Here is a 23,216-nt window from a genome sequence, read left to right as displayed (position 1 = left end):
TTTTATATCCTTAAGTACTAACCTTCTCTGCCGGTTCATAGGCTAGATTATGGGGAACGCAGCAGCTTCTTGGAGAGGAGATGCAGGTCCGAAGAGCCATCCTTGCCAGTGGATTGGAGGCCGGACCACCATGAGTACAGATCAGCTCATCGCATTGCTCGTTCTCATCATTATGATCGTACAGCTTGCTGTCAAAAAGGATAAATCCTGAGGACAGCGAACAGCCAAGCGGATCCGGGGTCATCCCGGTTCGCTTGGCTTTGTTTGGCTGGGCCGCTGATCCGGCCGGTTATTTCACAAAAATGCGAATCTGACGTTCACCCGTACGCTTCATTACCCGGTAACCAGTATCCGCTGCCGTTGCCATTCCGTTATCATCCGGGCGGCAGTAGCCCCCGGCTACACAGGTACCGTCATCACGGACAAGCAGCTTGCCGACAATTCCTACAGCTACCCATTCTTCCCTGTCCTGGCGGGAAACATATTCCCGGGAGCCATCCCATTCAGGGTTAAGCACCGGTTCTGATTTCGTACCCGCCTCACGGACAATATCGCCGTATTCATTTCTAACCTCAGCGACCTCTACCTCGTGATACAGAATCCGGTCCCACTCATCGGTTACGAACATGCCGTTCCAGCGCAGGTCACTCGAATCGGCAACGATAGCCGGTCTGGCGCTGATGACACCAAGAATATATTCATCCCCTGCCTTGGCTTTGCGGATTCTGTCACTGGCCCCATCAAACGTAACGAAATAACCTGCGTCAATGGTGAGCCCGTCCGAGGTTTCGAACATTTCTGCATAATCTGCTGCACCTGGAGACATCAGCGTACCATCCAGATAAATATTACCCGTAAGCCCTTCAATCACTGCCGAGTTAAAGGTAGGGCCGACCGCCAGCCCGTTGGCCAAATGCCACGAATACGGAAACCGCGTTGAGCCGTTCTGGCCCATGATATGGGCGCCTGTATGCTCCGCGAGAACAATCGTCGCTTCCCCCTCGGCATGGGAGTTCGGAGCAAAAGCCTGGGTCTGGAACCCTTCCGCATGGGAAGCCTGGCCGGAAGCAGTAGTATCCGCACCTTCGGCATGCGCATAAGGCGCATTCGCCAATGTACCGACTCCCTCGGCGTGGGAAAAGGAGCCGCTGGCTTGTGTGTTGGCCCCTTCGGCATGGCCGGAAGCCCCGCTGGCTGTAGTCTGGAAGCCCTCGGCGTGCGAGGCTGTTCCGCTGGCCGTTGTATTCTGCCCTTCAGCGTGCGCACCCACATTGCCGCTGGCCGTTGTTGCTAATCCTTCGGCATGGGAAGCCGAACCGCTGGCCACTGTATTCTGCCCCTCGGCATGCGAGAAGTCGCCAAGAGCTGAGGGCCCGGCGGCTAGGGTGATGTCCGCAGTGCCGCCCTCCGCATGTGAGGCGAAGCCCATGGACGTGGTTCCTACTCCCTCGGCATGCGAGCTGGCTCCGCTGGCAAAGCTTGGTGCCGGATTATCCAGCGGATCGACACCGCCGCCTTCTACGTGGGAGGCCCGGCCGCTGGCTGAATTGCCCTCTCCTTCCGCATGGGCATTGATAGCTGTCGTCTGCGTCGAAGTATTGAAGCCTTCTGTATGTGAACGTGCGCCCCAAGCCTGTGTGCCGAACCCTTCAGAGTGGGCTTCGAGGCCGGCAGCCAGTGTCGTCGAGCCTTCCGCATGTGAGCTTTCGCCCATTGCGTTGGTTAAATAACCTTCTGCATGCGCGGCTACTCCGCTGGCTATAGTAGAAGTTCCTTCTGCATGTGCCGTATCATTCGTTGCCTGGGAGAGATAGCCTTCCGCATGCGATGCGCTTCCGCTGGCAATAGTAGTATTGCCTTCTGCATGCGAGGTATCTCCGCTGGCAAGTGTAGAGAAGCCTTCAGAATGAGCGGCTGCACCGCTTGCTGTTGTATTCAGCCCCTCGGCATGCGCAGCAAAGCCGCTCGCCGTATTCCCTACTCCGCTTCCCATCCTGATCACCGCTTTCATCGTATTACAATATATTTATGTCTGTGGACGAGCGGCGGTAACGGCGAATGTGGTCAAGTTATAGATCACTTTCCATTATAAATTTCACTTACTAAAGTTGAGAAACATTATAAAGTATAGTAGAATGAGTACATGAAGAAGGGGGCGGATTGATATGGCCGAGGAGAAACAATTGATGGAAATAGGAATAAGCACGTTTTTGGAGACTACGCCTGATCCGGTAACCGGCAAGGCTATTAGCCATGCGGAGAGACTGCGCGAAGCCGTAGAAGAAATTGTGCTCGCTGACCAGGTGGGCCTGGACGTATATGGCATAGGTGAACATCACCGGGCCGATTATGCAGGCAGTGCTCCGGCTGTAGTTCTTGCCGCAGCGGCAGCTACGACCAAGCGGATCAGACTGACCAGCGCGGTCAGTGTCTTGTCTTCAGATGATCCGGTCCGGGTGTACCAGGACTTCGCCACTCTGGATGGACTGTCGAATGGCCGGGCAGAGATTATGGCGGGCCGCGGCTCATTCATTGAGTCCTTCCCGCTGTTTGGCTACAGCCTGGATGATTATGATGAATTGTTCGAGGAGAATCTGGAGCTGCTGCTGGCGATCCGTGCTTCTGAGAAGGTCACCTGGCGCGGCGGCCATCGCCCGGCGATTAATAACCTTGCCGTCTATCCCCGCGCCGTCCAGGACCCTCTTCCCGTCTGGGTGGCCAGCGGCGGCAATCCTGAATCCGCCGTTCGGGCCGGAACGCTCGGTCTTCCGATCGCTTTCGCGATCATTGGCGGCATGCCGGAACGCTTTGCTCCGCTCGTCGCCTTATACAAGGAAGCCGCTGTCCGCGCGGGACATAATCCCGACAAGCTGCAGATTGCCACGCACTCCCACGGCTTCGTAGGTGAAACTAACGAACAGGCAGCCGCCTTGTTCTACCCGTCCACCGCAGCCCAGATGAATGTCATTGGACGCGAACGGGGCTGGGGCGGAACCTACAACCGTGCGGCCTTTGACGATGCCCGCAGCCTGCGCGGCGCACTCTATGTCGGCGATGCCGAATATGTAGCCGAGAAGATCATCCTTCTGCGCAAGAATCTTGGCGTGACCCGCTTCTTCCTGCATGTGAATGTAGGCACCATGCCGCACCGCGAGGTGCTGCGCGCCATTGAGCTATTGGGCACCAAGGTTGCCCCTATCGTGCATAAGGAATTAGCACGCACTGAGGCTAAATAACTGATATTGTGACTCTAATACGCCAAAAACACTTCAGGCGCTTAACAGCTCTTGAAGTGTTTTTGGCGTATTCTTATGCTCCTGCTGAAATAAAGAAGCGGTGTTACTGCGGACTTAGCAATTCACGCATCGCCGCTGCCACATCTGCCGCATTCGTAATCGGCAGGAAGTGATAGCCTCTGCCGATTATTTTCACATCCGCATTAGGGTGGGCAACCTTGAAAAGCTGCATTTTCTCCAGACTGAATTCATCCATACTCTCTTCTGCCAACAGCAATATCAAAGGAAGTTCAGCCGCTTGCTTCAGGCAATAATCGGTGGCAGTTACTTCCTTGCTCAGACGATTTAAGGCCTGTTCACGGCTATGGTGCATATAGGAATCACCCTGCAGGTAGAAGTTATTCATTAAATAGTCCTTGAATAATTGTTGTTCGGATTCAGCAAGCTTGTCCATCGCCAGGACGGTTTCATCCACTGCCTGCTCAAGCTCCTCCAGACTATCAATGACGGGTAACATAATCTCACCCTCATCATCTTCCCTGTCCGCAAGGAAATAATATCCGCCATCGAGCAAAGTAAGTGACTTCACATAAGCAGGATACTCCGCATAAAAGGCCTCACATATCCATGCGCCGATAGAATTGCCTACGAGATGCGCTGCCGAAATCTGCAGATCATTCAGAATCCTTTTAATCTCCCATACAAAAGCTCCAATCGACACATCTGCCTGATTGTCCTGGTTATGCCCTGGCAGGTCGATTGCTATGAACCTGAAATCTGCCATTTGTGCAGCCAGAGGAGCATATATTTCCTTTCGTTCACCCAGCGCCGGGAGCACTACTAGCGTTTGACCGTCGTTCTCCGCATTGTAGACCATATACCGTTCCATTGTTCTTCCTCCAGCCCTGCAAGACTCCCTTACTGCACTAACGCTTCAATCACAGGATACGAGATCAGTTTGCGGTCCCTGTAGGTTGCAGGAATCACGTCACTCTTCGAGCTTAGAATCCCATCCTGCAGAAGTACAGCCTTGAACCCTCTTTCCATAGCCCCGTTATAGGTGAACAGTACGCAGTGCTCAGCGGCATATCCCGAGAGAATCAGCAGATCGATGCCCTGCTCCAGCACAATCTTTTCCAGATCGGTCTTCCAGAAGGCATTCGAATATTCCTTAGTCACTCTAAGATCCGTCTCCTTAATTTCAATGCCCGGAATAATCTTGAATTTCTCCTCATCAGAAGGCTGCATCCCCTCGATGTCCTGGATATGAATCACAGTATGATCTTTGGAGCGCAGCAGCTCCGAGACATAATTAATGAACTCGCAGGCCTGATCTATTACTTTCTGTTCCACCTTGCCCAAATGCACCTCTTGCAGATCAATAATCAGAAAACCGATTTTCATCCATTCTTCCTCCCTGTAAGCTAATAAATGGAACCTCACATCATCCCTCCAATTGTACAATAAGTCCTGACTCATCCGATATTTATTTTTTTTTTGACAGCTCCAGTTGCCCTTCTATGAATGCAGCTCTCTACCTCCGTATGAAATACTGCTCCCGGTCCAAATCTGGAAGGAGTGCCGGATGCACAGGCTTCCATCCAAGCTGCTCTTGGGTCCAGATGCTCGAAGCTGGGATATCCAGCGCCACAAAGTGAGCCAGCCAGCCGAAATGCCCTCCTGCCTCTTCAGGGGGAATGCTGACTACAGGTACCCCGAGCCGGCGGCCGATTACGCCGGCAATATCACGGACCGGCACACCTTCATCGCCGATTGCATGCAGCCGAACTCCGGCAGGAGCTGATTCCAGCGCCAGCCGGTAGAGATGTGAGGCATCCAGCCGGTGCACAGCTGGCCAGCGGTTTGCGCCATCGCCCACATATCCCGAGATTCCTGTAGTACGGGCCATATTGATTAGGCCCGGAACAAAGCCGATATCGCCATCACCATGCACGGATAGCGGGAGCCGCAGCACCGATACGCGTACGCCCTGCGCTGCCAATGCAAGGGCCGCTTCCTCCGAGGCCGAGCGATGCTTCACAGAGCCAGGATAGGGTGCATCCTCTTCTGTTCCCAGCTGACCCGGCGTTAGATGCCCGATCACAGAGGTTACGACTAACGGCCGGCCGGACTGCGCAAGCTCGGCCCCTATTGCTTCGACCGCAAGCCGGTCTGACTCGCCTGCAGCCGTAATATCCGAGAAATCGTGAATGAACGCGGCATGGATAACACCATCCGCTCCAGCCGCTCCCCGCCGCAGGCTGTCCAGATCATCCAAAGAACCGCGGTGTATGACGGCCCCGGCAGCAGCAAGCGCAGCTGCAGCCTCATCCGAACGGGCGAGGCCAAGTACATCATGCCCCGCATCTATCAATTCACGTACAATGGCAGAGCCGACAAAACCAGTAGCACCTGTGACAAAAACACGCATATTAATTTCCTCCTATAACTATTGTTTGGTAGAACTGCCCGGTTCACCCTGGCGGCATAACGTGTTGCCGCCGCTCGAGCAAGGCTACACTCATTATAGTCTGCGCATTACCAGGACCTTTGCCTGTTTCCTTTCCCTTTTTGCCCGATCCTACAAGAAAGGCAGCCTGGTCTCTTGCCGCATGCCAAAAACCCGCAGACCAAGCGGCTGCGGGCTTCCCGAAGGAATGGTTCAGTCGGTTCTGTGGGTTTGCTGACGTAATCTGGCAATATCTCTGCTTGGCGGATTTCCGAAGTACCGGCTGTAATCCCGGCTGAATTGGGAATCACTCACATATCCGACAAGCCGGCAGGCAGTGGTCGCGTCCATGGCGCTGGCTAACATCAGACGTCTGGCTTCGTGAAGGCGCAGCGCTTTTTGATATTGCAGCGGGCTCATGGAGGTGACGGACTTGAAATGCACATGAAAAGAAGATGGACTCATATGTACCAGCTCCGCCAGCTCAGCAACCTTCATCTGCCGGGAGAAGTTGCCCTGCAGCCAGGTTATGACCTTCGACACCCGCTGCACATCCGACTCCGCGAACCCCATCTCCACAACCTGGGCGCCAATCGGACTGCGCAGAATCCGGATCAGAATTTCATCCAGAACCAGCGGGGCAAGCAATTCAGCATCACCGTCATTGTGCAGGCATTCCACCAGTCTCGCCACTGCGTTAATGATACTCAGATTGACATCAGCAATGTAACCTTTACTCATCTGACGTACCGGGGGCAAACCCTGGGGGTACAGCTTCAGGACCCATTCGCTAATCCGTTGCGGATCAAGCTCCAGCCTCACGGCAAGATAAGGCTCAGATGAACTGGCCTCCATGAGCTGCATGGCTAACGGCAGGGCGACAGGCAACAGAATCATCTGCGATTTGTCAAAATGATAAACCTCCTGCCCGATCATGACATCCTTTGACCCTTGGGCCACGATTATAAACGAGGTGGAATAGAAGGTTTTGATGGTATCTCTATCGGTACGTGAATACCGGCTGACATAGAGCCCGGGTATGCGCTGGCTAAAGGTACCGTCATGAGGAACAAGGGCAGAGATCAGCTGGACCAGTCTGGCTGTTTCTGCCTCAAGCAGCCTCTCTGCATTCCCAGGCTCCGTTGTCACCGCGTATTCATCTTGCAGCCTCATCATGCAGCGGGCAACTCCTTTGTATTAAGCATGCTATAAAGTACATCCGTATGGACAAGTAACGTTTATTATACACACTAATGGATGGGTGTGAAAATAAAAAAACTCCCGATAATGTTGTGCATTATCGGGAGTACGCCTGTTGATTAGCCAAAATAAGTAGCAAAGAAATCGCTCATTCCGTAAATCTTCTACACCTCTGCAGATCTCCGCAATGTGGCGGCCTCAAGAAAAATTCTACTACGTTTCCATAACCATAATTTAGCTAATCAACAGAACTCAATTTGGGATGAATCTGAGTGGGTTTATTCTTTGACGCCGCCAAGTGCTACACCCGCGATAATGTAACGGGATAACAGGAAGTAGACTACAAACAGCGGCAAAGCCGTCAAAGCCAGACCCATATAGATTGAGCCGAACGACGTCTTGTAAATATCCCCGCGAAGCAAACTGACCATGATCGGCATCGTATACTTATCTTTTTGGGTAAGCAGGATGAGCGGCATGAACAGGTTGTTCCAGTTCCCCACAAAGGCAAAGATTGCCTGCGTCGCCACTGCCGGAACCATCAGCGGCAGGATAATCCGGTTAAAGGTTTTGAATTCACCGGACCCGTCTACGCGTGCTGCTTCCACGATCTCAATCGACAGCGTTGCCAGCAGATATTGGCGCATAAAGAACACTACCGCCGGCGCTGCAATTGCAGGCAGAATCAGTGGGAGAAAGCTGTTGGTCCAATGGATTTTATACATGAACTGATAGAATCCGATGGCACTTGCCTGAGAAGGAATCATCATTACGCACAAAATAAAGGTAAAGAATGCCCCGCGCAGCTTCCAGCTATAGGTCACAAGACCATAAGCCGCCAGGGAGGAGAAATAGACCGTTAAGAGAGTTGCTGAAGAAGAGATAATAAATGAATTCATGAACCCCTGAATCGGATCGAAACTCTTTTCGAGCAGTACCCGTAGGTTGTCCATCATATGTGTCGAAGGAAACAGTGAGATACCGCTTTGAATTTCTGCCGAAGAGCGGGTGGCGTTTACAAACATGATCCAAAACGGAAGAACGCTGAGTACCGCCAGACAGATACAGACGATATAGACAATCGTCTTGTTGATCCTCCGGGTGACGTTTCCGTCTTTTTGATTATTGTTCATGTGATACGCCCCCCTTATGGCTGCTCTTGGCGGATTTCCGGTGCATTTTTTCGATTTTTTTAAGTCTTGCCGCGTCACGGTCACGCATTAAATAGAACACAAGTACAGACAATACCCCTGAAATCAAGAACATAATCATACTCGCAGCAGCAGCGCGATTGTATAAATAGCTTCCCTTAAAGGCTTGCCCATAAATGAACATGGACGTGGTAAGCGTAGAGTCATCCGGTCCGCCCGCAAGGAAGAGCTGCGGAATATCAAACATGGTCAAGCCACCGACCATAGATGTAATCAGTGTGAATAGTAGAATTGTACGTAAACTTGGCAGCGTGATCCGGAAGAACGTTTGAACTCCGTTTGCACCGTCAATCGCTGCAGACTCGAAGAGCGCGGGATTGATACCCATAACACCTGCGATCAGAATGATCATGGTGTTCCCGTACCACATCCAGAACTGGATGAACGCCACAATGCCCCGCGCTGTTGTCTTATCCTGAAGGAAGTAGATCGGAGCATCGGACCAACCCATCATTTCAAAGAAACTGTTTACTGGACCCATTGGATAGCCAAACAGAGTACTGAAAAGCAAGGCGATTGTACCCGCAGTAATAATATTAGGCATATACAGCAGAACCTTGAAAAAACCTTGTCCTTTTATTTTGAGACGCTGGTTCGTAAACCATGCAGTAAGCAAGAGTGCAAGAAGAATTTGGGGAACGAAGTTGACAATCCAGAGTATCCCGGTGTTAATCAGAGATTTTCGGAAAGAGGCGTTACTAAGGATCAAATCTTTGAAATTCTGAAAAGGATTATCCAAAATATGTATTGGTTTTGGTATTAATCCCTGCAAATCGGTGAACCCGATGAATGCGGTGTATAAAATAGGATAAAGTGAGAAGATCAGAAATGCCAAAACAAACGGAAACGTAAAAATATAGCCAAATTTAGAGTAGTTCACACCATTGCGGCGCATGCTCTCACCCCTTTAGTTGATATGAAGGGGCGGGATGACTCCCCCGCCCCTTCGATTGCTTTTTATTCGCTATCGATATTCAGTTGATCTTTGACTTGCTGTTTGAAGGTTTCGATCGCTTTCGCACGGTCCTTGTTGCCTGCAGTATATTCGCGTACTTGATCACGCCAGAGCTTGTTGATCGTTTCGTCGAATGCAGTCAAGTTCTTACCGGAAGCGTTGGCATTAGCCGGAACAAAGATATCGAAAATGTTCTGTCCGCCAACCAATTCCAGTTCACCATTAGACTTATCCATAACAACGGAGGAAGCAACGCTGTCCTTCGCACCTTGCTCGCCATCTTTCATCGTTCCGTTAGCCCAGTAGTACTGGAGTCCGGTTTCAGAGGTGTCGAGTGTTACCCAATTGATAAAGTCGGCAACGGCTTGTTTCTTGGCTTCGTCCTTGACTACGTCTTTGTTAGCGAGCAACCAAGTGCCTCCCCAGAAGAAGCCTGTTGGTGATTCAGTAACTGCCCAGTCACCCTTTGTTTCTACTGCATGTTCGCTTAACGTATAGTTAATGAGCCAAGCAGGACCGAAGAAACCGAAGACCGGTTTTTCGCCAGTGCCGTTCATATCGGCGAACCAGGCTTCTTGCCAATCTGTCGTATCGTTGTAGTAGTTATTGTCTTTAAGCTTCTTGGAAAGATCAAGGAATTCTTCACGCTTCGGATCAATATGCAGCTTGCCATCGACAATCCAGCCTTTATCAGAACTGTTTTCGATCGCGTGCCAGATATCGCCGTCACCAGAAACTGCGGCATATCCTTTAGCTTTCAGCTTCTCTGCTGCACTGAAGAATTTATCCCAGCCTGGACCGATTTCAGTCTTGATAGTAGCCGGGTCATCTGTTCCAAACACATCCTTGGCAAGCGAGCGGCGATAGATAAAGGCTCCGCCTGTTGCCTGATAGCCCAGACCTTTCAGTTGACCGTCTTTGCTGCCGATATCAACAGAATATTGAGCGATGCCTGCGTCCTTAACCATTTGATCGGTAAGGCCCAGGTCAGCATAATTGGCGGCAAAAGTGGATGCATCGCCTTGTGTATATTTGAGTACGAATGCCCCTTCAGCAGCATAAATATCTGGTGCATCTTTTCCGCCAGCGGCCAGCGCCTGGTCAAGAGCAGGCTGATAGGCTCCATCTGTAGTTGCGACAATCGTAGTTTTGAATTCCACATTCGCTTCAGGATGTAGCTCCATGTACTTCTTGGTCATGTTTGGAATCTCGTCCGTGAAGCTCCAGAGATTGATAGTAACTTTCTCACCAGATCCTGCTGCTGGAGCAGTTGTAGCCTCTGCAGCAGTATTAGCTGCTGGAGCAGTTGTTGCGTTTGCGCCGGATGAGCTTGAATTATTATTGCCTCCACACGCTGCCAGAGCAGATGACATCAAAACCAGTGTAGAGATCCCCGCTAGAACACGCTTCATACTTTTCATACTTTGCCTCCCCTTTTATATTCAATCCTCGGTTTTATGTAACCGCATTCATATTATAGTGCCAGACTCTCTCAGACATAAGGAACCCCTCATTGGGAAAAATACCACTATTTTTGGTTCCTGCTCTGTGCTAGGCATAAAATAGCGAAATGGAACAATCAGTTAATTACTGCATAAAAAAACAGGCCACCGATCTTACCGGTAGCCTGGCATCATTACATCTCATCGAATAACCAAATCAGTATACAACTCCCAGTGACAGTCCTAATCATTTTCACTATACTATAATTAAATTAGTTACTTTATTTTTTAGTTCGATATCATAAAAGAATGAGAGATGAGCGCATTGGAAGAATCAAAGTTTGAGAGTAGCTGTATTGATTCAATATCTGAGGTTTTACAGTTTCTTTCAGGAAAATGGACTTTTCTGGTGATGACACAGCTTCTTAGGGAACCTCAGCGTTTTAACCAACTACGACGGAATTTAGGTAACGTCAATACGAAAGGCCTAACAGATACATTACGGAATTTAGAAGAACATCAAATGTTAAACCGCCAGGTCTTTCCCACGGTACCCGTAACCGTCGAATATTCAATTACCGAAAAGGGAAAAGCCTTTTCGAAGGTATTTGAGCAGATCAACCGCTGGAAAAATGAATGGGATTCTCCTGTTCAGCAATCCTCTTAAAAAGGACAATTCGTTAGACAAACTGTACGATATCTTTCATCGGACGTCTTTTCTTAGAGCGCCCTTCCCGGACGCGGTAACCGAAGGCTGCCATGACACTTAAGCTATATTCATTCTGTCCCAGAAGTCCTTTCTTTTGAAGCAGGTCATTAACGGCATCCAGATTGAAGCCTTCAATGGCGCATGAATCGATTTCAATATGCGCCGCTGCCGTCATCATGTTTCCAAGTGCAATAAATGTCTGTTTGGAGGACCAGTCCAGCAAAGCTCTTTCAGAATCCAAGTGCAGGTCGTGATAAAATTGCGCATATGCCGGCTTCATTCCCTTGTAGATTTCCAGCGGCATCTCCAAGGTTTGAGTTTGCTGCTCTTTTAAATAAGGAGAATCATAGGTAAGGTCCTTCCTGGCTAAAATCATAACAAAATGACTCGATGTGGGCAGCTGCCGAACTGCGCCGTATGCATATGGAGCCAATTCATTTCTGAATTCCGGGCTCTGCACAACAATGAATTTCCAGGGCTCATTTCCTCCGGAACTGGGAGATAACCGGCCAGCCTCTAGAATAAATTGAAAATCCTCTTCAGAAATTTTTCTCTCCGGGTCAAATTCTTTGGTTGCATGCCGATAGTTGAAGGTTTCCAGCATCTCTGTTTTTCTGGCAGATGTATTCATTTCTCCTCCCAGTTAGCCAGCGGGTCCATCCGGAACCGGGTTAAGTTTAAACTGCTGATTTTCCATACACCATCTACACGCTCGTAGGATTCTCTATATTGACCATACCCGTTATGTCCTGGAGGCGAGTCGTCCTTATCAGGAAAACTCAATAAATCTTCCATTGCCCAGACACCCTTCGCGTGATTCTCATCTATCCAATCAATCTCCGGCATGTGTCCATGGTGAACAGAAGGCGCTTTTCCGACTAGATCGTTTATCACTTTACTGAATTCTTCCCCGTTTTTGAACACATGTCCATCAGGTTCGAGTTTCACTTCAGCTGTGAAAATTTCTGCTAATTCAGACCAGTTCTTCTCATCCACAAAACGGAAATAGCGTGCTTTCAGTTTTTTTATCTCTTCGATGCCCTCCAGCCGTTGAACTCTCCGTTCCAGCTGATGGAGTTTATTCATAATAATCTCCGGCCCGTTCATGCCTGCCTGCTCATGGTGCTGCTTATCTGTCATATAGTTGTCTCTCCTTCTTTGGCATTCAATTGCCTCGAGACAAACTATAGCAGGTAATTATTATTTTCATAAGGAGGCTATTTTTTTATATATACTTTAGAAAAGTAAAGTCTTTGAGTCCTGTACTACCTTTCAGTCCAGTCATGCTACAACCCGATGTCCGCAGGCGTCTTTGCCTGTAGTATCCTTTTCAAGAGCAATCCGTCACTGAGGTAATACTTTCCATACCGGGCAAAATCTCTTGGATATAAACTAACTATTATTGTCCATACATTCAGAACCATGAATAGCAGCGGAAGATAATAATTATGTTCACTGCCAATGCCAAGCGTGAAGTAGATGATGCCAATTACAGCTATCTGGAACATTACCCCGCCGAGAGCAAAAATAGAATGACGGAGCCTGCTGGCCTTTTTGCCGATCTCTATAAACGTTAACCCGCCAAATCCGTAGCAGAATATAAAGGATGTGCCGAAGATATCTGCACTCCAAAACTGTTTCCGGTCACCTATGACCACTAATTTTATTGGATACCCCATTAACCTCCCTGCCAAATAATGTCCGAGTTCGTGTACGAACGTGTCCAGATATTTAAACAAAGTCAATATGACCGCAGCGAGTACCCCATGCATAACTGACGGCTCGATCATGGATAACAAGAGGATGAATACTATAAACAACATAATATAAAGAAAAGTCCGGTTCAACGTGGTTTCCTGCCTTCAAGTTATTTTCCTGCTCCGGCTTCATCCCGGTTACATGGGCTATTTTGCACCCATTCATCTGTATTCGGGAGTAACCCCGCACTATCCTCTCAGCACAACAAAAATCAGGCCACCCTCAACTGAGGACGACCCGATGTTTTCACACTCATTTTTCCTTAATGATCAGTAGAACTCTCATACAAATCAGAGCAGTCCCTGCCCAAAAGGACAAGCCAATCTGCTCCCCGAGTAATAACCACCCCAGGAAAGTGCCGCAACAAGCAGGGATATCCCGCCGAGCTGAAGCGATGGATCAATGCCCGCATTTCCGACAATAATACCGAAACCGATCGTTGCTAAAATAATGGAAAAGGCCTTTTTAAAGGTAATCTTTTCTTTTAAACTGGCAGCGAGCGATAAATACAAAGAACCTAATAAAGTGTTTTTCATGTTTTGTACCCTCCGTTGTTCTAGACATTCCTTGTCCTTAACGGAGTTGTAATTTTCAATTTTTTCATTCTATTCTATACGAACATCGTCCATCTGGGTATAAGTATTTAACTGTCTGAACGAGAAATGTTGAAACTTGTCATATTTTCTAACGTAGATTTGGACCATACAGAGAATGAATAACTGGAGAGGAGCTTGTACCTGATGGAGTATTACCGCCGCAGTGTGACAGACACCCTGGAAGAAGTGCAGAGCCAGGTCAAAGGGCTTACGTCTGCTGAAGTAGACAACCGGCTCAACAAGGACGGCTACAATGAGTTAAAAGGTAAACAGAAAGACCCGCTCTGGAAGCTGTTTCTGGAGAATTTCAAAGATCCGATGGTCATTGTGCTGCTCATAGCAGCAACAGTTCAGATTGTGATGGGACATGTCATGGAATCCGTCATCATCTTTGTAGTGCTGATTCTGAATGCTGTGATCAGCGTTGTCCAGACCCGTAAGGCCGAGAGCTCGCTTGACGCGCTGCGCAAGATGTCTGCGCCTGAAGCCAAGGTCATCCGGGACGGAGCCTTGCTGTCCATTCCCGCAAGGGAACTGGTCCGCGGCGATATCGTCTTACTTGAGGCTGGCGATTACGTGCCTGCAGACGGACGGATTATTGAATCCGGGAGCCTGCGGATTGACGAAGGAATGCTGACCGGAGAATCCGAAGCCGTGGAGAAGCATATTCAGCCTATTGATCATGACGCTCCGCTTGGAGACCGGCGCAATATGGCCTTCAGCGGCTCGCTCGTTGTCTATGGACGGGGAACGCTGGTCATTACAGGAACTGCTCTCGGCACCGAGCTTGGGAAGATTGCCGGTCTGATCGAGAGTGCTGAAGCGAAGCAGACTCCGCTTCAGCGCAAGCTGGAGAGCTTCGGCAAGAAGCTGGGCCTGGCCGTTCTGGGCTTGTCCATCCTTATCTTCTCCATTCAGGCTGCACGCGTCTGGCTCTCGAACGATACGGTCGACACGACCGAAGCGATTCTGAATGCCCTGATGTTCGCCGTAGCTGTAGCCGTCGCCGCGATTCCCGAGGCATTGTCCTCGATTGTAACCATCGTGCTCTCCGTAGGCACCAACAAGATGGCCCGGCAGAACGCCATTATCCGCAAGCTGCCCGCTGTTGAAGCTCTGGGATCAACCAGTGTAATCTGTACGGATAAGACCGGTACGCTGACACAGAATAAAATGACAGTTGTCGACTACTTCCTGCCGGAAGGATCGCAGGAGCAGTTCAGCCTGCAGGCCGATGAATGGTCGGAAGAAGCCCGCAGACTGCTGCATATCGCCGTACTCTGCAACGATTCCAACATCAACGAGGAAGGCAAAGAGCTGGGTGACCCTACAGAGGTTGCGCTGATTGCCTTCAGTAACAGCAAGAACCGGGATTACCGCGAGATCCGCGATAACTTCCCGCGCGAAGCCGAGCTGCCGTTTGACTCGGAGCGCAAGCTGATGACGACGCTGCATACCTTCGACGGGCAGAAAGCCCTGCTTACCAAAGGCGGCCCGGATGTCCTGTTCAGCAGATGTACCCACGTGCTGCTGAGCGGCCAGGAGGTCCCGCTGACACCGGAGGTTCTGGAACGCTTCACCGAAGCTAACGAGCAGTTCTCCAGCAGAGCCTTGCGGGTGCTTGCCTATGCCTATAAGACCGTGCCGAATACCGTCACCGAAGTAGGCCTTGAAGATGAGCAGAACCTGGTGCTGGTTGGCCTCTCAGCGATGATTGATCCGCCGCGCGAGGCGGTATATGGCTCCATTGCTGAATCCAATAAAGCGGGTATCCGCACAATTATGATTACCGGGGACCATAAAACCACAGCCCAGGCGATCGGTCGCGATATCGGGCTGATGGCTGAGCACGAGATCGCGGTCACCGGCCAGGAGCTGGATGCCATGTCCGAAGAGGAGCTGGACAGCAGGCTCGAGCAGATTGGTGTCTATGCCCGGGTCTCTCCGGAGAATAAGATCAGAATAGTCCGTGCCTGGCAGCGTAAAGGCAAAATCACCGCCATGACCGGCGACGGCGTCAATGATGCCCCGGCCCTGAAGCAGGCCGATATCGGTGTAGCCATGGGCAGCGGAACCGATGTAGCCAAGGATTCCGCTGCTATGATCCTGACCGATGATAATTTCGTATCCATCGTCAATGCGGTCGCTGTCGGCCGGACGGTGTTCGACAACATCAAGAAGGCCACTGCCTATCTGTTCGCCGGCAATCTGGGGGCGATCATCGCTATCCTGTTCGCATTGATCTTCGACTGGATCAACCCGTTCACCGCGATCCAGCTGCTGTTCATTAACCTGGCGAACGATTCTCTGCCCGCCATTGCCCTGGGCATGGAGAAGGCTGAGCCGGATGTAATGAGCCGCAAGCCACGGGACATTGGCGAAGGCATCTTCGCCGGAGGCATGATGCAGGCTGTCATTACCCGCGGTCTGCTGATCGGGATTGCCGTCATTGTCTCCCAATACATCGGGCTGCAGCATTCCGATGAAATGGGCATCGCCATGGCCTTCACCACGCTGATTCTGGCGCGTACGCTCCAGACCTTCGCAGCCCGGTCCAATAGCCAGACCTCTGTGGAAGCCGGCTTCTTCAGCAACAAATATGTGATCGGCGCTGTCATGGTCTGCTTTGCCTTCTACGGCATTGCTGTCCTGCCCGGCGTCAGAGACATCTTCTCCATTCCCGCTTCCTTCGGGATGGACCACTGGCTGACAGCCACAGGCCTCGCCCTTGGCTCGGTCATCGTGATGGAGCTGGCGAAGCTTGTCCGCCGCGCATTGCCGTCTAAGCAGGCCGCTTAGGCTTAGCTTAGGGGATCTGAAATAGCCAAAAGCCCAGCTTGTCCGCCGCGCATTGCCGTCTAAGCAGGCCGCTTAGGCTTAGCTTAGGGGATCTGAAATAGCCAAAAGCCTGCACGCCCGGTATGGGGTGCAGGCTTTTTTATGGAACCAGCCTAATGTATGAAACATATTACTTCTTCAAATGATAAGGCACTGTAGTGACAATAACATCGCTGCGGAACAGTAACCGGGCACGTATCAGCAGACTCGATTGATTATGAAGGATGTTATGCCAGCCTTTCTTCGGAATGAACTGTGGAATGATGACCGTTACCCTATGATTCAACTCTGCCGCCTTCCAATTGATCGTATCAATGAATTTGGTCAACGGTTGTACGATGCTTCTATATGGAGTATACAAAGTCACTAATCTTATTTCCGGCTGCCACTTTTTCCATTTCTCCTCGAATATTGCTTCCTCTTCTCTTTCGAAGGGCACATACACGGCGATAATCTGCTGCGGATTCAGCGATTTGGCATATTCCAGGGAGTTCATCACCACATGAGTGATTCCGGCAACCGGCACGATGATTACATTGCCTTCAATCTTAATTGTTTCCTCACAGGTGGTTATTCTAAGCTGGTCAGCCACTGCCTCGTAGTGCTTATGAATCCGGTGGAATACCAGAAGGAGAATCGGCAAAAATACAAATACCGGCCAGACCTGTGTAAACTTGGTCAAGAAGAACATCATCGTAACAATAAGGCTGATTAGAGCACCAACGGTGTTGATGATGAATTTTTGCAGCCAGCCCGCCTGTTTTTCCCGGAGCCACTTAACCATCATCCCTGTCTGTGACAGCGTAAAGGGAATGAACACACCTACAGCATATAATGGGATCAATTGCTCTGTCTTTCCTTCAAATACATAAATCAGGACCATAGAAAGAACACCCAGGATGATAATACCGTTAGAGTAACCCAGCCGGTCTCCACGCATGGTGAACATCCGCGGAATGAACTTATCCTTGGCCAGATTCACAGCCAGTAAAGGGAATGCGGAATACCCGGTGTTGGCGGCCAGAATCAGTATTAATGCAGTGGTTCCCTGTATGAAGAAATACATCGCATTCCGGCCGAAGGTTTGCTCGGCAATTTGCGACACGACCGTCACATCAGCACGGGGAGCTATACCATAATAATAGGCCAGCACAACAATTCCTGAGAACATAACAGCAAGTAAGGCCCCCATGGCCACTAAGGTTTTGGCGGCGTTAGAAGCCTCCGGACTTTTGAAATTCGGAATGGCATTGGATATCGCCTCTACACCCGTTAACGCAGAGCTCCCGGAAGAAAATGCGCGCAGCAGCAGGAATAGACTGATCCCCGCTACCGGCGTGCCCAATGAGGTATGCAGCTCTGCCGGAACGTTACCGGTTAAAATGTTATACAGGCCTGTACCAATCAGGATAAATAAGGCCAGCACGAATAAATAAACCGGATAGGCGAGTACGGAAGCAGATTCCGTGACACCCCTTAAGTTCAGAATCGTAATCAGGATCACGAAGACGATAGCGATAACTACTTTATGCTCATGCAGGCTTGGAAAAGCTGAGGTAATCGCGTCCGCGCCGGCCGATATACTTACTGCCACCGTTAAAATATAGTCCACCAACAGCGAACCGCCGGCAATCAGTCCGGGGTACTTCCCCAAGTTTTCCTTGGATACTACATAGGCTCCACCACCATGCGAATAAGCAAAAATAATCTGCCGGTAGGACAAAATGAGTGCGGTCAGCAATACTAATACGCCAATCGCAATCGGAATCGAATACCAGAAGGCAGCTGCCCCAATCGTAACGAGAACAATTAAGATTTGTTCCGGCCCGTACGCAACGGAAGACAAGGCATCTGAAGACAGTATGGCCAGTGCTTTCTTTTTATTTAGCTTTTGTTCCCCTAATTCAGTAGACTTTAAGGGCCTGCCGATCAGAAATCGTTTTAAAAATGAGATCACGGGTTTCACCACTCGCTTTTTATTTGTAAAATTCTTGATTGTGCAGCATCTATACCCTACTCAGACACAACAAAAAGACCACAGAAGAATATTCCGTGATTATAGAGGCAAGGAACTGTTCGAATTCTGCGGAGTAAACTATCATTTACTTCCAAGTTCAGCCTACCATTTCCGGCATTAATATAGCGTTAAGGATTCTTCAAAGACATTAAGATTGCATTAAGATATGATGAAGTTGTATCCAATCGTGCCTGTATCTTATAGTAAGAGAAGAGTCCGGAAATTACCCAATAGGAGCGCAAACCATGAATTTAAAAGATCAGTTGATACTAATCAAAGAAAATGACTACCAGACACCTGCGGAACCCTTCCAGTTGGTACAAGAAATGATACATAACATCGGTTCTGTGGATGCCGGGCTGCGCGATGATCTAATCTATACAACCTTATCCCATTGGATTCCCGGTAATTCGCTTTCTGAAGACGAGCTGGAGCAACTTCTCCCCGCCCTATTGGATACTGACCATTTGCATTATAAGCTCGGTGAAAGCAATACAGACTCTGTATTCACCCGGTCTTTCTCTATGCTGGTCATCCCGCTTCTCATCATGAAGCATAGGGAATCCCCATTCCTTTCAAGAGAGCAAGTTCACCAGATCAAAGAGAAAGTGTTCTACAGTGTGCAAGAAGAGCGGGATTACCGCGGGTATGACGAAGAGAAGGGCTGGGCTCATGCCATAGCTCATGGGGCAGATGCATTAGATGATTTGGCCCAATGTTCCGAATTGGATCAAGCTGACCTCTTCACCATCCTCGACCTGGTTTACGACAAGATGATCATAACCGAACGGGTTTACTCCGATGGTGAGGATGAGCGGATGGTCAGACCCGTAATCAGTGTTTTAAGCAGAAAACTGCTCAGTCAGACTGATGTAGTGCAATGGATTCAACGTTTTGGTGAGGTTGAGAAGAGTTCCGAATTTCTGCCTGCCTTCAGACAAAAAAATAATATTAAGAATTTTCTGAAAAGTTTATATTTCCGGGTAAAATTCTACAAAGCAGATGCCGCTCTCTGCCCGGTCATCGAGGATACTTTATATAAAGTAGAGAAAGTGTATTATTGCTGATTAAACGAATCACAAATGGCTCCGCCCTTTGATAATAAGGGCGGAGCCATTTGCTTATTTTTTAGTGAATTCTGAATAAGTAGGTGATGATATATTTTGCTAGACGAATTCTGACACTTCACGGGCTAAATCCTCAATTTCACTTAAATAATGCTGTAAGTTAGATTTATGATTACATAATGAAAATTCCCCCTCGTTTTGCTTATAATAAACTCTGGAACATTCAGGCTTAAAGATCACTTCACTAAATTCCCTTTGAAGCTCTTCACAATCCATACCGGGATTGGATTGTTCTAGTTCAAGAATCTCTAAGCTTATATTCTTCTTCTTTTCCTGCATTATAAGTTCAATTGCTTCTTTCGGGCATATTCGATGAACCAATAATGTTCGCAGGGCCTTCAAATCATTGGTTCTTCCTTTAGAAAGTTGAATTAATTCATTCTGAATTTGAGTGATCTGTTTCGTATTCCATTGATCCACTATAAGTTCAAATATCCACCCGATCCATTCTTGATCGTCACTATATTGTATAAATACATCTTTTATATATGGAATTAGCGGATCGCCAATTTCTCTTAACAAATCAGAAATCTGATGCGCACCCGGCCAATTCAAATCCTGAATCCAAATAAGTAATCCCGGCAATATACTTTCCACACGGGGATATCCTAAATTTATAATTACTTCAGTAGCTCCATCCCAATGCCCTTTCGTGAGAGGTTGCAACAATAAGGGAAGCTCACCATCATTAACAAACTGCAGCTTTTTTATTGCATTCTCTTTTTCTTCTACAGGTGTGTCCCATTCTAACTTTTGAATTAGCGTATTTATATCGTCCAAGTAATATCGCCTACTTTGCATTTGTCATATCTCAATACTTCTTTAGTTCATTCTTGTATATTTCAAAATTTTCTTCATCAAAACATACAAATACTACTTTTTTAATATTGGTTTCCTTATTTAATAAATACTTAGACACTTCCTCTACGGCTATGTAGCAGGCTAAGTTTTTCGGATATTTATATATACCTGTACTTATATTTGGAAAAGCAATACTTGTAGCTTCGTTTAACTCCGCTTGCGTTAATGAATTCCTGTAACAGTCTTTTAGCTTTTGTTCCTCATTGTTCAATCCGCCATTCCAAACGGGCCCCACGGTATGGATAACCAAACGGCTCTTCAAGTTCCCCCCTGTGGTAACTACCGCCTCTCCAACTGCACAGCCACCCTGTTGATTGCGGATCTTCATGCACTCTTCTAATATTGCTTTTCCCCCAGCTCTATGGATAGCACCGTCTACGCCGCCTCCACCCAACAGACTAGTGTTGGCAGCATTGACTATTGCTTCTACTTCAGTTTTAGTTATATCTCCCCGGACCAACTGAACGATTGAGTCTTTCATAATAACTTCCATGAATAACCTCCACTAGTACTTCGTAAATAACCACATATGTAGAGTATTCGCGGAATTATTGGAGCTATCCTGCCAGTTAGTTAATACCCTCGACAGCCTGGTGATTTATTGCTCTTAAATACATAAAGCCGCCCTTAATGTTTTAAGGACGGCTCATTATACCATTAGATTTTAACTTTCGGGTTCCACTCTAGACATTTACTTTCATTTTGTGTAAGCAGATTCTATCTCCTTCAAATTCTCGTCGGAGATGGTCTGGTAAGCCCCTTCTACCCGGGGGAATTCCAAGCTTGCAATGATATCGGCTTTGAATGTCATACCTCCGCCACCGTCTGCAGTCGTGATCGGCGAGGGCAATATCTTGATTAGAACAAATCCTGTCGTATATCCTTCCTGCTTCCGGACAATGCGGATCCAAGAGGTTCCGATGTCAGCGAGTTGCACCTGAGAATCCCCGAAGAATGGGTTCCAGTAGAAACGCTCTCCCGCTTTCTTGCTGTTCCCTCCCTTGCTCATACTTTCGAGTTTCCCCTCAGACTTCACGCATAAGTAACTCATATCGCCAGAAATTTCATACATAACTTCATCGTTGCCTCGGAGTTCAAGTGGAATGCCCGGGGTGATACTAATCGCGAGTGACCAACCTTCATTCCAGGGTATGGAGTCATTTCATCCGCAGGTACGCTTACAGACTTTGGCTTTGTTTCTTCTTTCGTCTTCAGTGCGCACCCGGCAACAACCAGTAACAATCCAAGACCTGAACAGATGAACAGTCGTCTTAGACGGATGACTTTGTTTGCTTTAATAATCCGGCACCCCCTGTACGAGATCAGAATGGATCAATTCATTATAGTACTGTGGACAATAGAATGAGTTCAACATATTCCAGTCAGCTGCACAATCCAATTTTATTTCGTTGTCAGAGTATGAATTGATGTTAAAGAAACTCTCGAATCTCGTATCCTTGAACTAAATCACAATAGGAAAAATATCTTATTTATGTTATATTTATTACAATCTTTATATTAAATATAATTATATATCAAAGATTACCTTATTTAAAGGAGAAGGGATTTCTTATCAAGCGAGATAATCTAAATCTATCTAAGGTTAATGACTCAACCGATTCAATTTTAAGATTGTTTAAACTAAGTCAGACAATACTTTATTAGGAGAGTGAATATTAGTGGATTCTTCAGTGATCATTCCAACATTTAATAAATCCTTTTTTTTAGACTTAACATTGGCTGGCTTTGCTAAACAGTCGATGAAAAATTTTGAAGTCATCATTATTAATGATGGTAGTACTGATAATACCGAATCTACCGTGAAGCGATATGAAAATCAAATTGACATTAAATATCTTGCACAAGAAAATGGTGGAAGATCAAAAGCAAGAAATCTCGGAATGTCAATTGCTAGAGGAGATATTTTTGTTTTTTGCGATGACGATCGTATTCCAGTAACTAATTTCATCGGTAATCATGTAGACCACATTCAAAATAACAAAAATAGTGTCTCAATTGGGTTAAAGGAAGCTGTTTTGTCCCGTTATACAAACTCTGTTAAAACATTTTACATAGATCCTTCTATAAATCTTATTGAGTGTTTTGCCGATTTCTTTCGGCGAAATCAAGAACTTTTAGATCAAATAGGCAAAGATAAAGCAATAGATCTGATTTCAACTGAACTGTTGCAACTGGACCTCGACCATTACCTTAATAAATATCGCCTATACACATGTATCGAAAATTTTCTTGAAGTGGTAGAGTATTTTGGTACTCAACTAGATAAATTCCCTATGAACTGGATGTTGGCGACAACGGGTAATCTAGCACTTCATAGATTCAATTGCGAGAGCATTTCTTTTGATGAAAATTATCAAGGATGGGGAATTGAAGACAATGATTTCGCGTACCAATTAAAAAATGCCGGTTATGATTTTTATTTCAACAGTAATGCCATCAACTTCCACCAAGAACATCCCAGAAACGCCGGAATTGATAGAGCACAAGCAAAGGAAAATATACAACGATTTTTTAATAAATATCGTACAAGTGATATTAAATTGTACGATAGGTTTTTCAACGGAGAATATACCCTGCAGGAGTTAATTGGCTTGTCTATGAAATAGATGTAATGGCATCTCTGTTGGCATGAGTTCGGTACGTTACCAGGCACATGCCTTTTCGATTGTATCGATAAATTGGAATAGCGTTGTTTAAACACTCTTCTTGAGCTTACCTTGATGATGTTATATGCATCTCATTACATTAAGAACAAAATCACCCTAACGGGTGAATAACGTTCTAGCCAGCGGTTAT

At 47.8% G+C, this 23,216-nt stretch carries 20 protein-coding genes and 1 pseudogene; 5 read left to right on the top strand and 16 right to left on the bottom strand.

Annotated features, from left to right (window positions below):
• Positions 1–289: 289 nt before the first annotated feature.
• Positions 290–1,993, bottom strand: coding sequence for a peptidase G2 autoproteolytic cleavage domain-containing protein (locus tag QW71_RS16715; protein ID WP_039300648.1), 1,704 nt, complete (start codon positions 1,991–1,993; stop codon positions 290–292).
• 193 nt (positions 1,994–2,186) lie between these two features.
• Here QW71_RS16715 and QW71_RS16710 point away from each other — a divergent pair, with 193 nt between their 5' ends.
• A complete protein-coding gene (locus QW71_RS16710) occupies positions 2,187–3,236 on the top strand; it encodes an LLM class flavin-dependent oxidoreductase (protein WP_235441477.1) in 1,050 nt (349 codons plus the stop codon).
• Between the two features lie 103 nt (positions 3,237–3,339).
• Here the strand turns inward: QW71_RS16710 and QW71_RS16705 are convergent, their stop codons facing one another.
• The 7 genes from QW71_RS16705 to QW71_RS16675 all read right to left on the bottom strand — a co-directional run bounded on the left by QW71_RS16705 (position 3,340) and on the right by QW71_RS16675 (position 10,472).
• Positions 3,340–4,125 carry an alpha/beta fold hydrolase gene (locus QW71_RS16705; RefSeq protein WP_039300642.1) on the bottom strand — a complete coding sequence of 262 codons (786 nt, stop codon included), beginning with the start codon at positions 4,123–4,125 and terminating at the stop codon, positions 3,340–3,342.
• Positions 4,126–4,154: 29 nt separating this feature from the next.
• On the bottom strand, positions 4,155–4,640 hold the full coding sequence (locus QW71_RS16700; RefSeq protein ID WP_039300639.1) for a cysteine hydrolase family protein: 486 nt from the start codon (positions 4,638–4,640) through the stop codon (positions 4,155–4,157).
• A gap of 130 nt (positions 4,641–4,770) precedes the next feature.
• A complete protein-coding gene (locus QW71_RS16695) occupies positions 4,771–5,667 on the bottom strand; it encodes an SDR family oxidoreductase (protein WP_039300636.1) in 897 nt (298 codons plus the stop codon).
• A gap of 231 nt (positions 5,668–5,898) precedes the next feature.
• Positions 5,899–6,861, bottom strand: coding sequence for an AraC family transcriptional regulator (locus tag QW71_RS16690; protein WP_235441476.1), 963 nt, complete (start codon positions 6,859–6,861; stop codon positions 5,899–5,901).
• A gap of 302 nt (positions 6,862–7,163) precedes the next feature.
• Positions 7,164–8,018 carry a carbohydrate ABC transporter permease gene (locus QW71_RS16685; RefSeq protein WP_047013808.1) on the bottom strand — a complete coding sequence of 285 codons (855 nt, stop codon included), beginning with the start codon at positions 8,016–8,018 and terminating at the stop codon, positions 7,164–7,166.
• Positions 8,008–8,991: a carbohydrate ABC transporter permease gene (locus QW71_RS16680; RefSeq protein ID WP_039300634.1), complete on the bottom strand. Its 984-nt coding sequence runs from the start codon at positions 8,989–8,991 to the stop codon at positions 8,008–8,010. Before QW71_RS16680 ends, QW71_RS16685 begins: the two co-directional genes overlap by 11 nt.
• 62 nt (positions 8,992–9,053) lie before the next feature.
• The gene (locus tag QW71_RS16675) at positions 9,054–10,472 is read right to left on the bottom strand and encodes an ABC transporter substrate-binding protein (protein ID WP_083442584.1); all 1,419 of its coding nucleotides are present in this window, start codon (positions 10,470–10,472) and stop codon (positions 9,054–9,056) included.
• Positions 10,473–10,818: 346 nt separating this feature from the next.
• Here QW71_RS16675 and QW71_RS16670 point away from each other — a divergent pair, with 346 nt between their 5' ends.
• Positions 10,819–11,160 (top strand): helix-turn-helix domain-containing protein, encoded by a 342-nt coding sequence (locus QW71_RS16670; RefSeq protein WP_039300744.1) that lies wholly within the window; start codon positions 10,819–10,821, stop codon positions 11,158–11,160.
• Positions 11,161–11,173: 13 nt separating this feature from the next.
• On the opposite strand, the gene QW71_RS16665 is transcribed toward QW71_RS16670, so the two are convergent.
• The 4 genes and pseudogenes from QW71_RS16665 to QW71_RS42220 form a co-directional block, all read right to left on the bottom strand.
• Entirely contained in the window at positions 11,174–11,833 is a 660-nt protein-coding gene (locus QW71_RS16665) for an NAD(P)H-dependent oxidoreductase (RefSeq protein WP_039300632.1), read from the bottom strand.
• Complete coding sequence (locus QW71_RS16660; protein ID WP_052770060.1) at positions 11,830–12,342, bottom strand: nuclear transport factor 2 family protein; 513 nt, start codon at positions 12,340–12,342, stop codon at positions 11,830–11,832. The genes QW71_RS16665 and QW71_RS16660 overlap by 4 nt, the downstream gene beginning before the upstream one ends.
• Before the next feature lie 146 nt (positions 12,343–12,488).
• Complete coding sequence (locus tag QW71_RS16655) at positions 12,489–12,974, bottom strand: site-2 protease family protein (protein WP_373604774.1); 486 nt, start codon at positions 12,972–12,974, stop codon at positions 12,489–12,491.
• 333 nt (positions 12,975–13,307) lie between these two features.
• Positions 13,308–13,448: pseudogene (locus QW71_RS42220) on the bottom strand (EamA family transporter); the annotation flags it as partial.
• A gap of 252 nt (positions 13,449–13,700) precedes the next feature.
• On the opposite strand from QW71_RS42220, the gene QW71_RS16645 reads away from it, so the two are divergent.
• Positions 13,701–16,355, top strand: coding sequence for a cation-translocating P-type ATPase (locus QW71_RS16645; protein ID WP_039300621.1), 2,655 nt, complete (start codon positions 13,701–13,703; stop codon positions 16,353–16,355).
• A gap of 169 nt (positions 16,356–16,524) precedes the next feature.
• Here QW71_RS16645 and QW71_RS16640 read toward each other — a convergent pair whose 3' ends face one another.
• Positions 16,525–18,351: an APC family permease gene (locus QW71_RS16640; protein WP_039300618.1), complete on the bottom strand. Its 1,827-nt coding sequence runs from the start codon at positions 18,349–18,351 to the stop codon at positions 16,525–16,527.
• 305 nt (positions 18,352–18,656) lie between these two features.
• Between QW71_RS16640 and QW71_RS16635 the strand changes: the two genes are divergently transcribed.
• Positions 18,657–19,478 (top strand): DUF2785 domain-containing protein, encoded by an 822-nt coding sequence (locus tag QW71_RS16635; protein WP_039300615.1) that lies wholly within the window; start codon positions 18,657–18,659, stop codon positions 19,476–19,478.
• Between the two features lie 99 nt (positions 19,479–19,577).
• On the opposite strand, the gene QW71_RS16630 is transcribed toward QW71_RS16635, so the two are convergent.
• The 3 genes from QW71_RS16630 to QW71_RS41365 form a co-directional block, all read right to left on the bottom strand.
• On the bottom strand, positions 19,578–20,318 hold the full coding sequence (locus QW71_RS16630; protein ID WP_083442586.1) for a DUF5071 domain-containing protein: 741 nt from the start codon (positions 20,316–20,318) through the stop codon (positions 19,578–19,580).
• A gap of 31 nt (positions 20,319–20,349) precedes the next feature.
• The gene (locus tag QW71_RS16625) at positions 20,350–20,892 is read right to left on the bottom strand and encodes an O-acetyl-ADP-ribose deacetylase (RefSeq protein ID WP_235441475.1); all 543 of its coding nucleotides are present in this window, start codon (positions 20,890–20,892) and stop codon (positions 20,350–20,352) included.
• A 204-nt stretch (positions 20,893–21,096) separates the two neighbouring features.
• Positions 21,097–21,408: a hypothetical protein gene (locus QW71_RS41365; protein ID WP_235441474.1), complete on the bottom strand. Its 312-nt coding sequence runs from the start codon at positions 21,406–21,408 to the stop codon at positions 21,097–21,099.
• 670 nt (positions 21,409–22,078) lie between these two features.
• Here QW71_RS41365 and QW71_RS38060 point away from each other — a divergent pair.
• Positions 22,079–23,026: a glycosyltransferase family 2 protein gene (locus QW71_RS38060; RefSeq protein ID WP_052770059.1), complete on the top strand. Its 948-nt coding sequence runs from the start codon at positions 22,079–22,081 to the stop codon at positions 23,024–23,026.
• Positions 23,027–23,216 lie beyond the last annotated feature (190 nt).

The organism is Paenibacillus sp. IHB B 3415 (assembly GCF_000802655.2).
Classification (GTDB): domain Bacteria; phylum Bacillota; class Bacilli; order Paenibacillales; family Paenibacillaceae; genus Paenibacillus_AQ; species Paenibacillus_AQ phytohabitans.
Note: the sequence above shows the minus strand (reverse complement) of the source record. Positions and strands in the feature narration are given on the sequence as shown.

Coding starts and splice junctions, on each gene's coding strand:
- QW71_RS16715 (WP_039300648.1), bottom strand. CDS start 1,993: ATGGGAAGCGGAGTAGGGAATACGGCGAGCGGCTTTGCTGCGCATGCC.
- QW71_RS16710 (WP_235441477.1), top strand. CDS start 2,187: ATGGAAATAGGAATAAGCACGTTTTTGGAGACTACGCCTGATCCGGTA.
- QW71_RS16705 (WP_039300642.1), bottom strand. CDS start 4,125: ATGGAACGGTATATGGTCTACAATGCGGAGAACGACGGTCAAACGCTA.
- QW71_RS16700 (WP_039300639.1), bottom strand. CDS start 4,640: ATGAAAATCGGTTTTCTGATTATTGATCTGCAAGAGGTGCATTTGGGC.
- QW71_RS16695 (WP_039300636.1), bottom strand. CDS start 5,667: ATGCGTGTTTTTGTCACAGGTGCTACTGGTTTTGTCGGCTCTGCCATT.
- QW71_RS16690 (WP_235441476.1), bottom strand. CDS start 6,861: ATGATGAGGCTGCAAGATGAATACGCGGTGACAACGGAGCCTGGGAAT.
- QW71_RS16685 (WP_047013808.1), bottom strand. CDS start 8,018: ATGAACAATAATCAAAAAGACGGAAACGTCACCCGGAGGATCAACAAG.
- QW71_RS16680 (WP_039300634.1), bottom strand. CDS start 8,991: ATGCGCCGCAATGGTGTGAACTACTCTAAATTTGGCTATATTTTTACG.
- QW71_RS16675 (WP_083442584.1), bottom strand. CDS start 10,472: ATGAAAAGTATGAAGCGTGTTCTAGCGGGGATCTCTACACTGGTTTTG.
- QW71_RS16665 (WP_039300632.1), bottom strand. CDS start 11,833: ATGAATACATCTGCCAGAAAAACAGAGATGCTGGAAACCTTCAACTAT.
- QW71_RS16660 (WP_052770060.1), bottom strand. CDS start 12,342: ATGACAGATAAGCAGCACCATGAGCAGGCAGGCATGAACGGGCCGGAG.
- QW71_RS16655 (WP_373604774.1), bottom strand. CDS start 12,974: ATGCATGGGGTACTCGCTGCGGTCATATTGACTTTGTTTAAATATCTG.
- QW71_RS16645 (WP_039300621.1), top strand. CDS start 13,701: ATGGAGTATTACCGCCGCAGTGTGACAGACACCCTGGAAGAAGTGCAG.
- QW71_RS16635 (WP_039300615.1), top strand. CDS start 18,657: ATGAATTTAAAAGATCAGTTGATACTAATCAAAGAAAATGACTACCAG.
- QW71_RS16625 (WP_235441475.1), bottom strand. CDS start 20,892: ATGGAAGTTATTATGAAAGACTCAATCGTTCAGTTGGTCCGGGGAGAT.
- QW71_RS41365 (WP_235441474.1), bottom strand. CDS start 21,408: ATGAGCAAGGGAGGGAACAGCAAGAAAGCGGGAGAGCGTTTCTACTGG.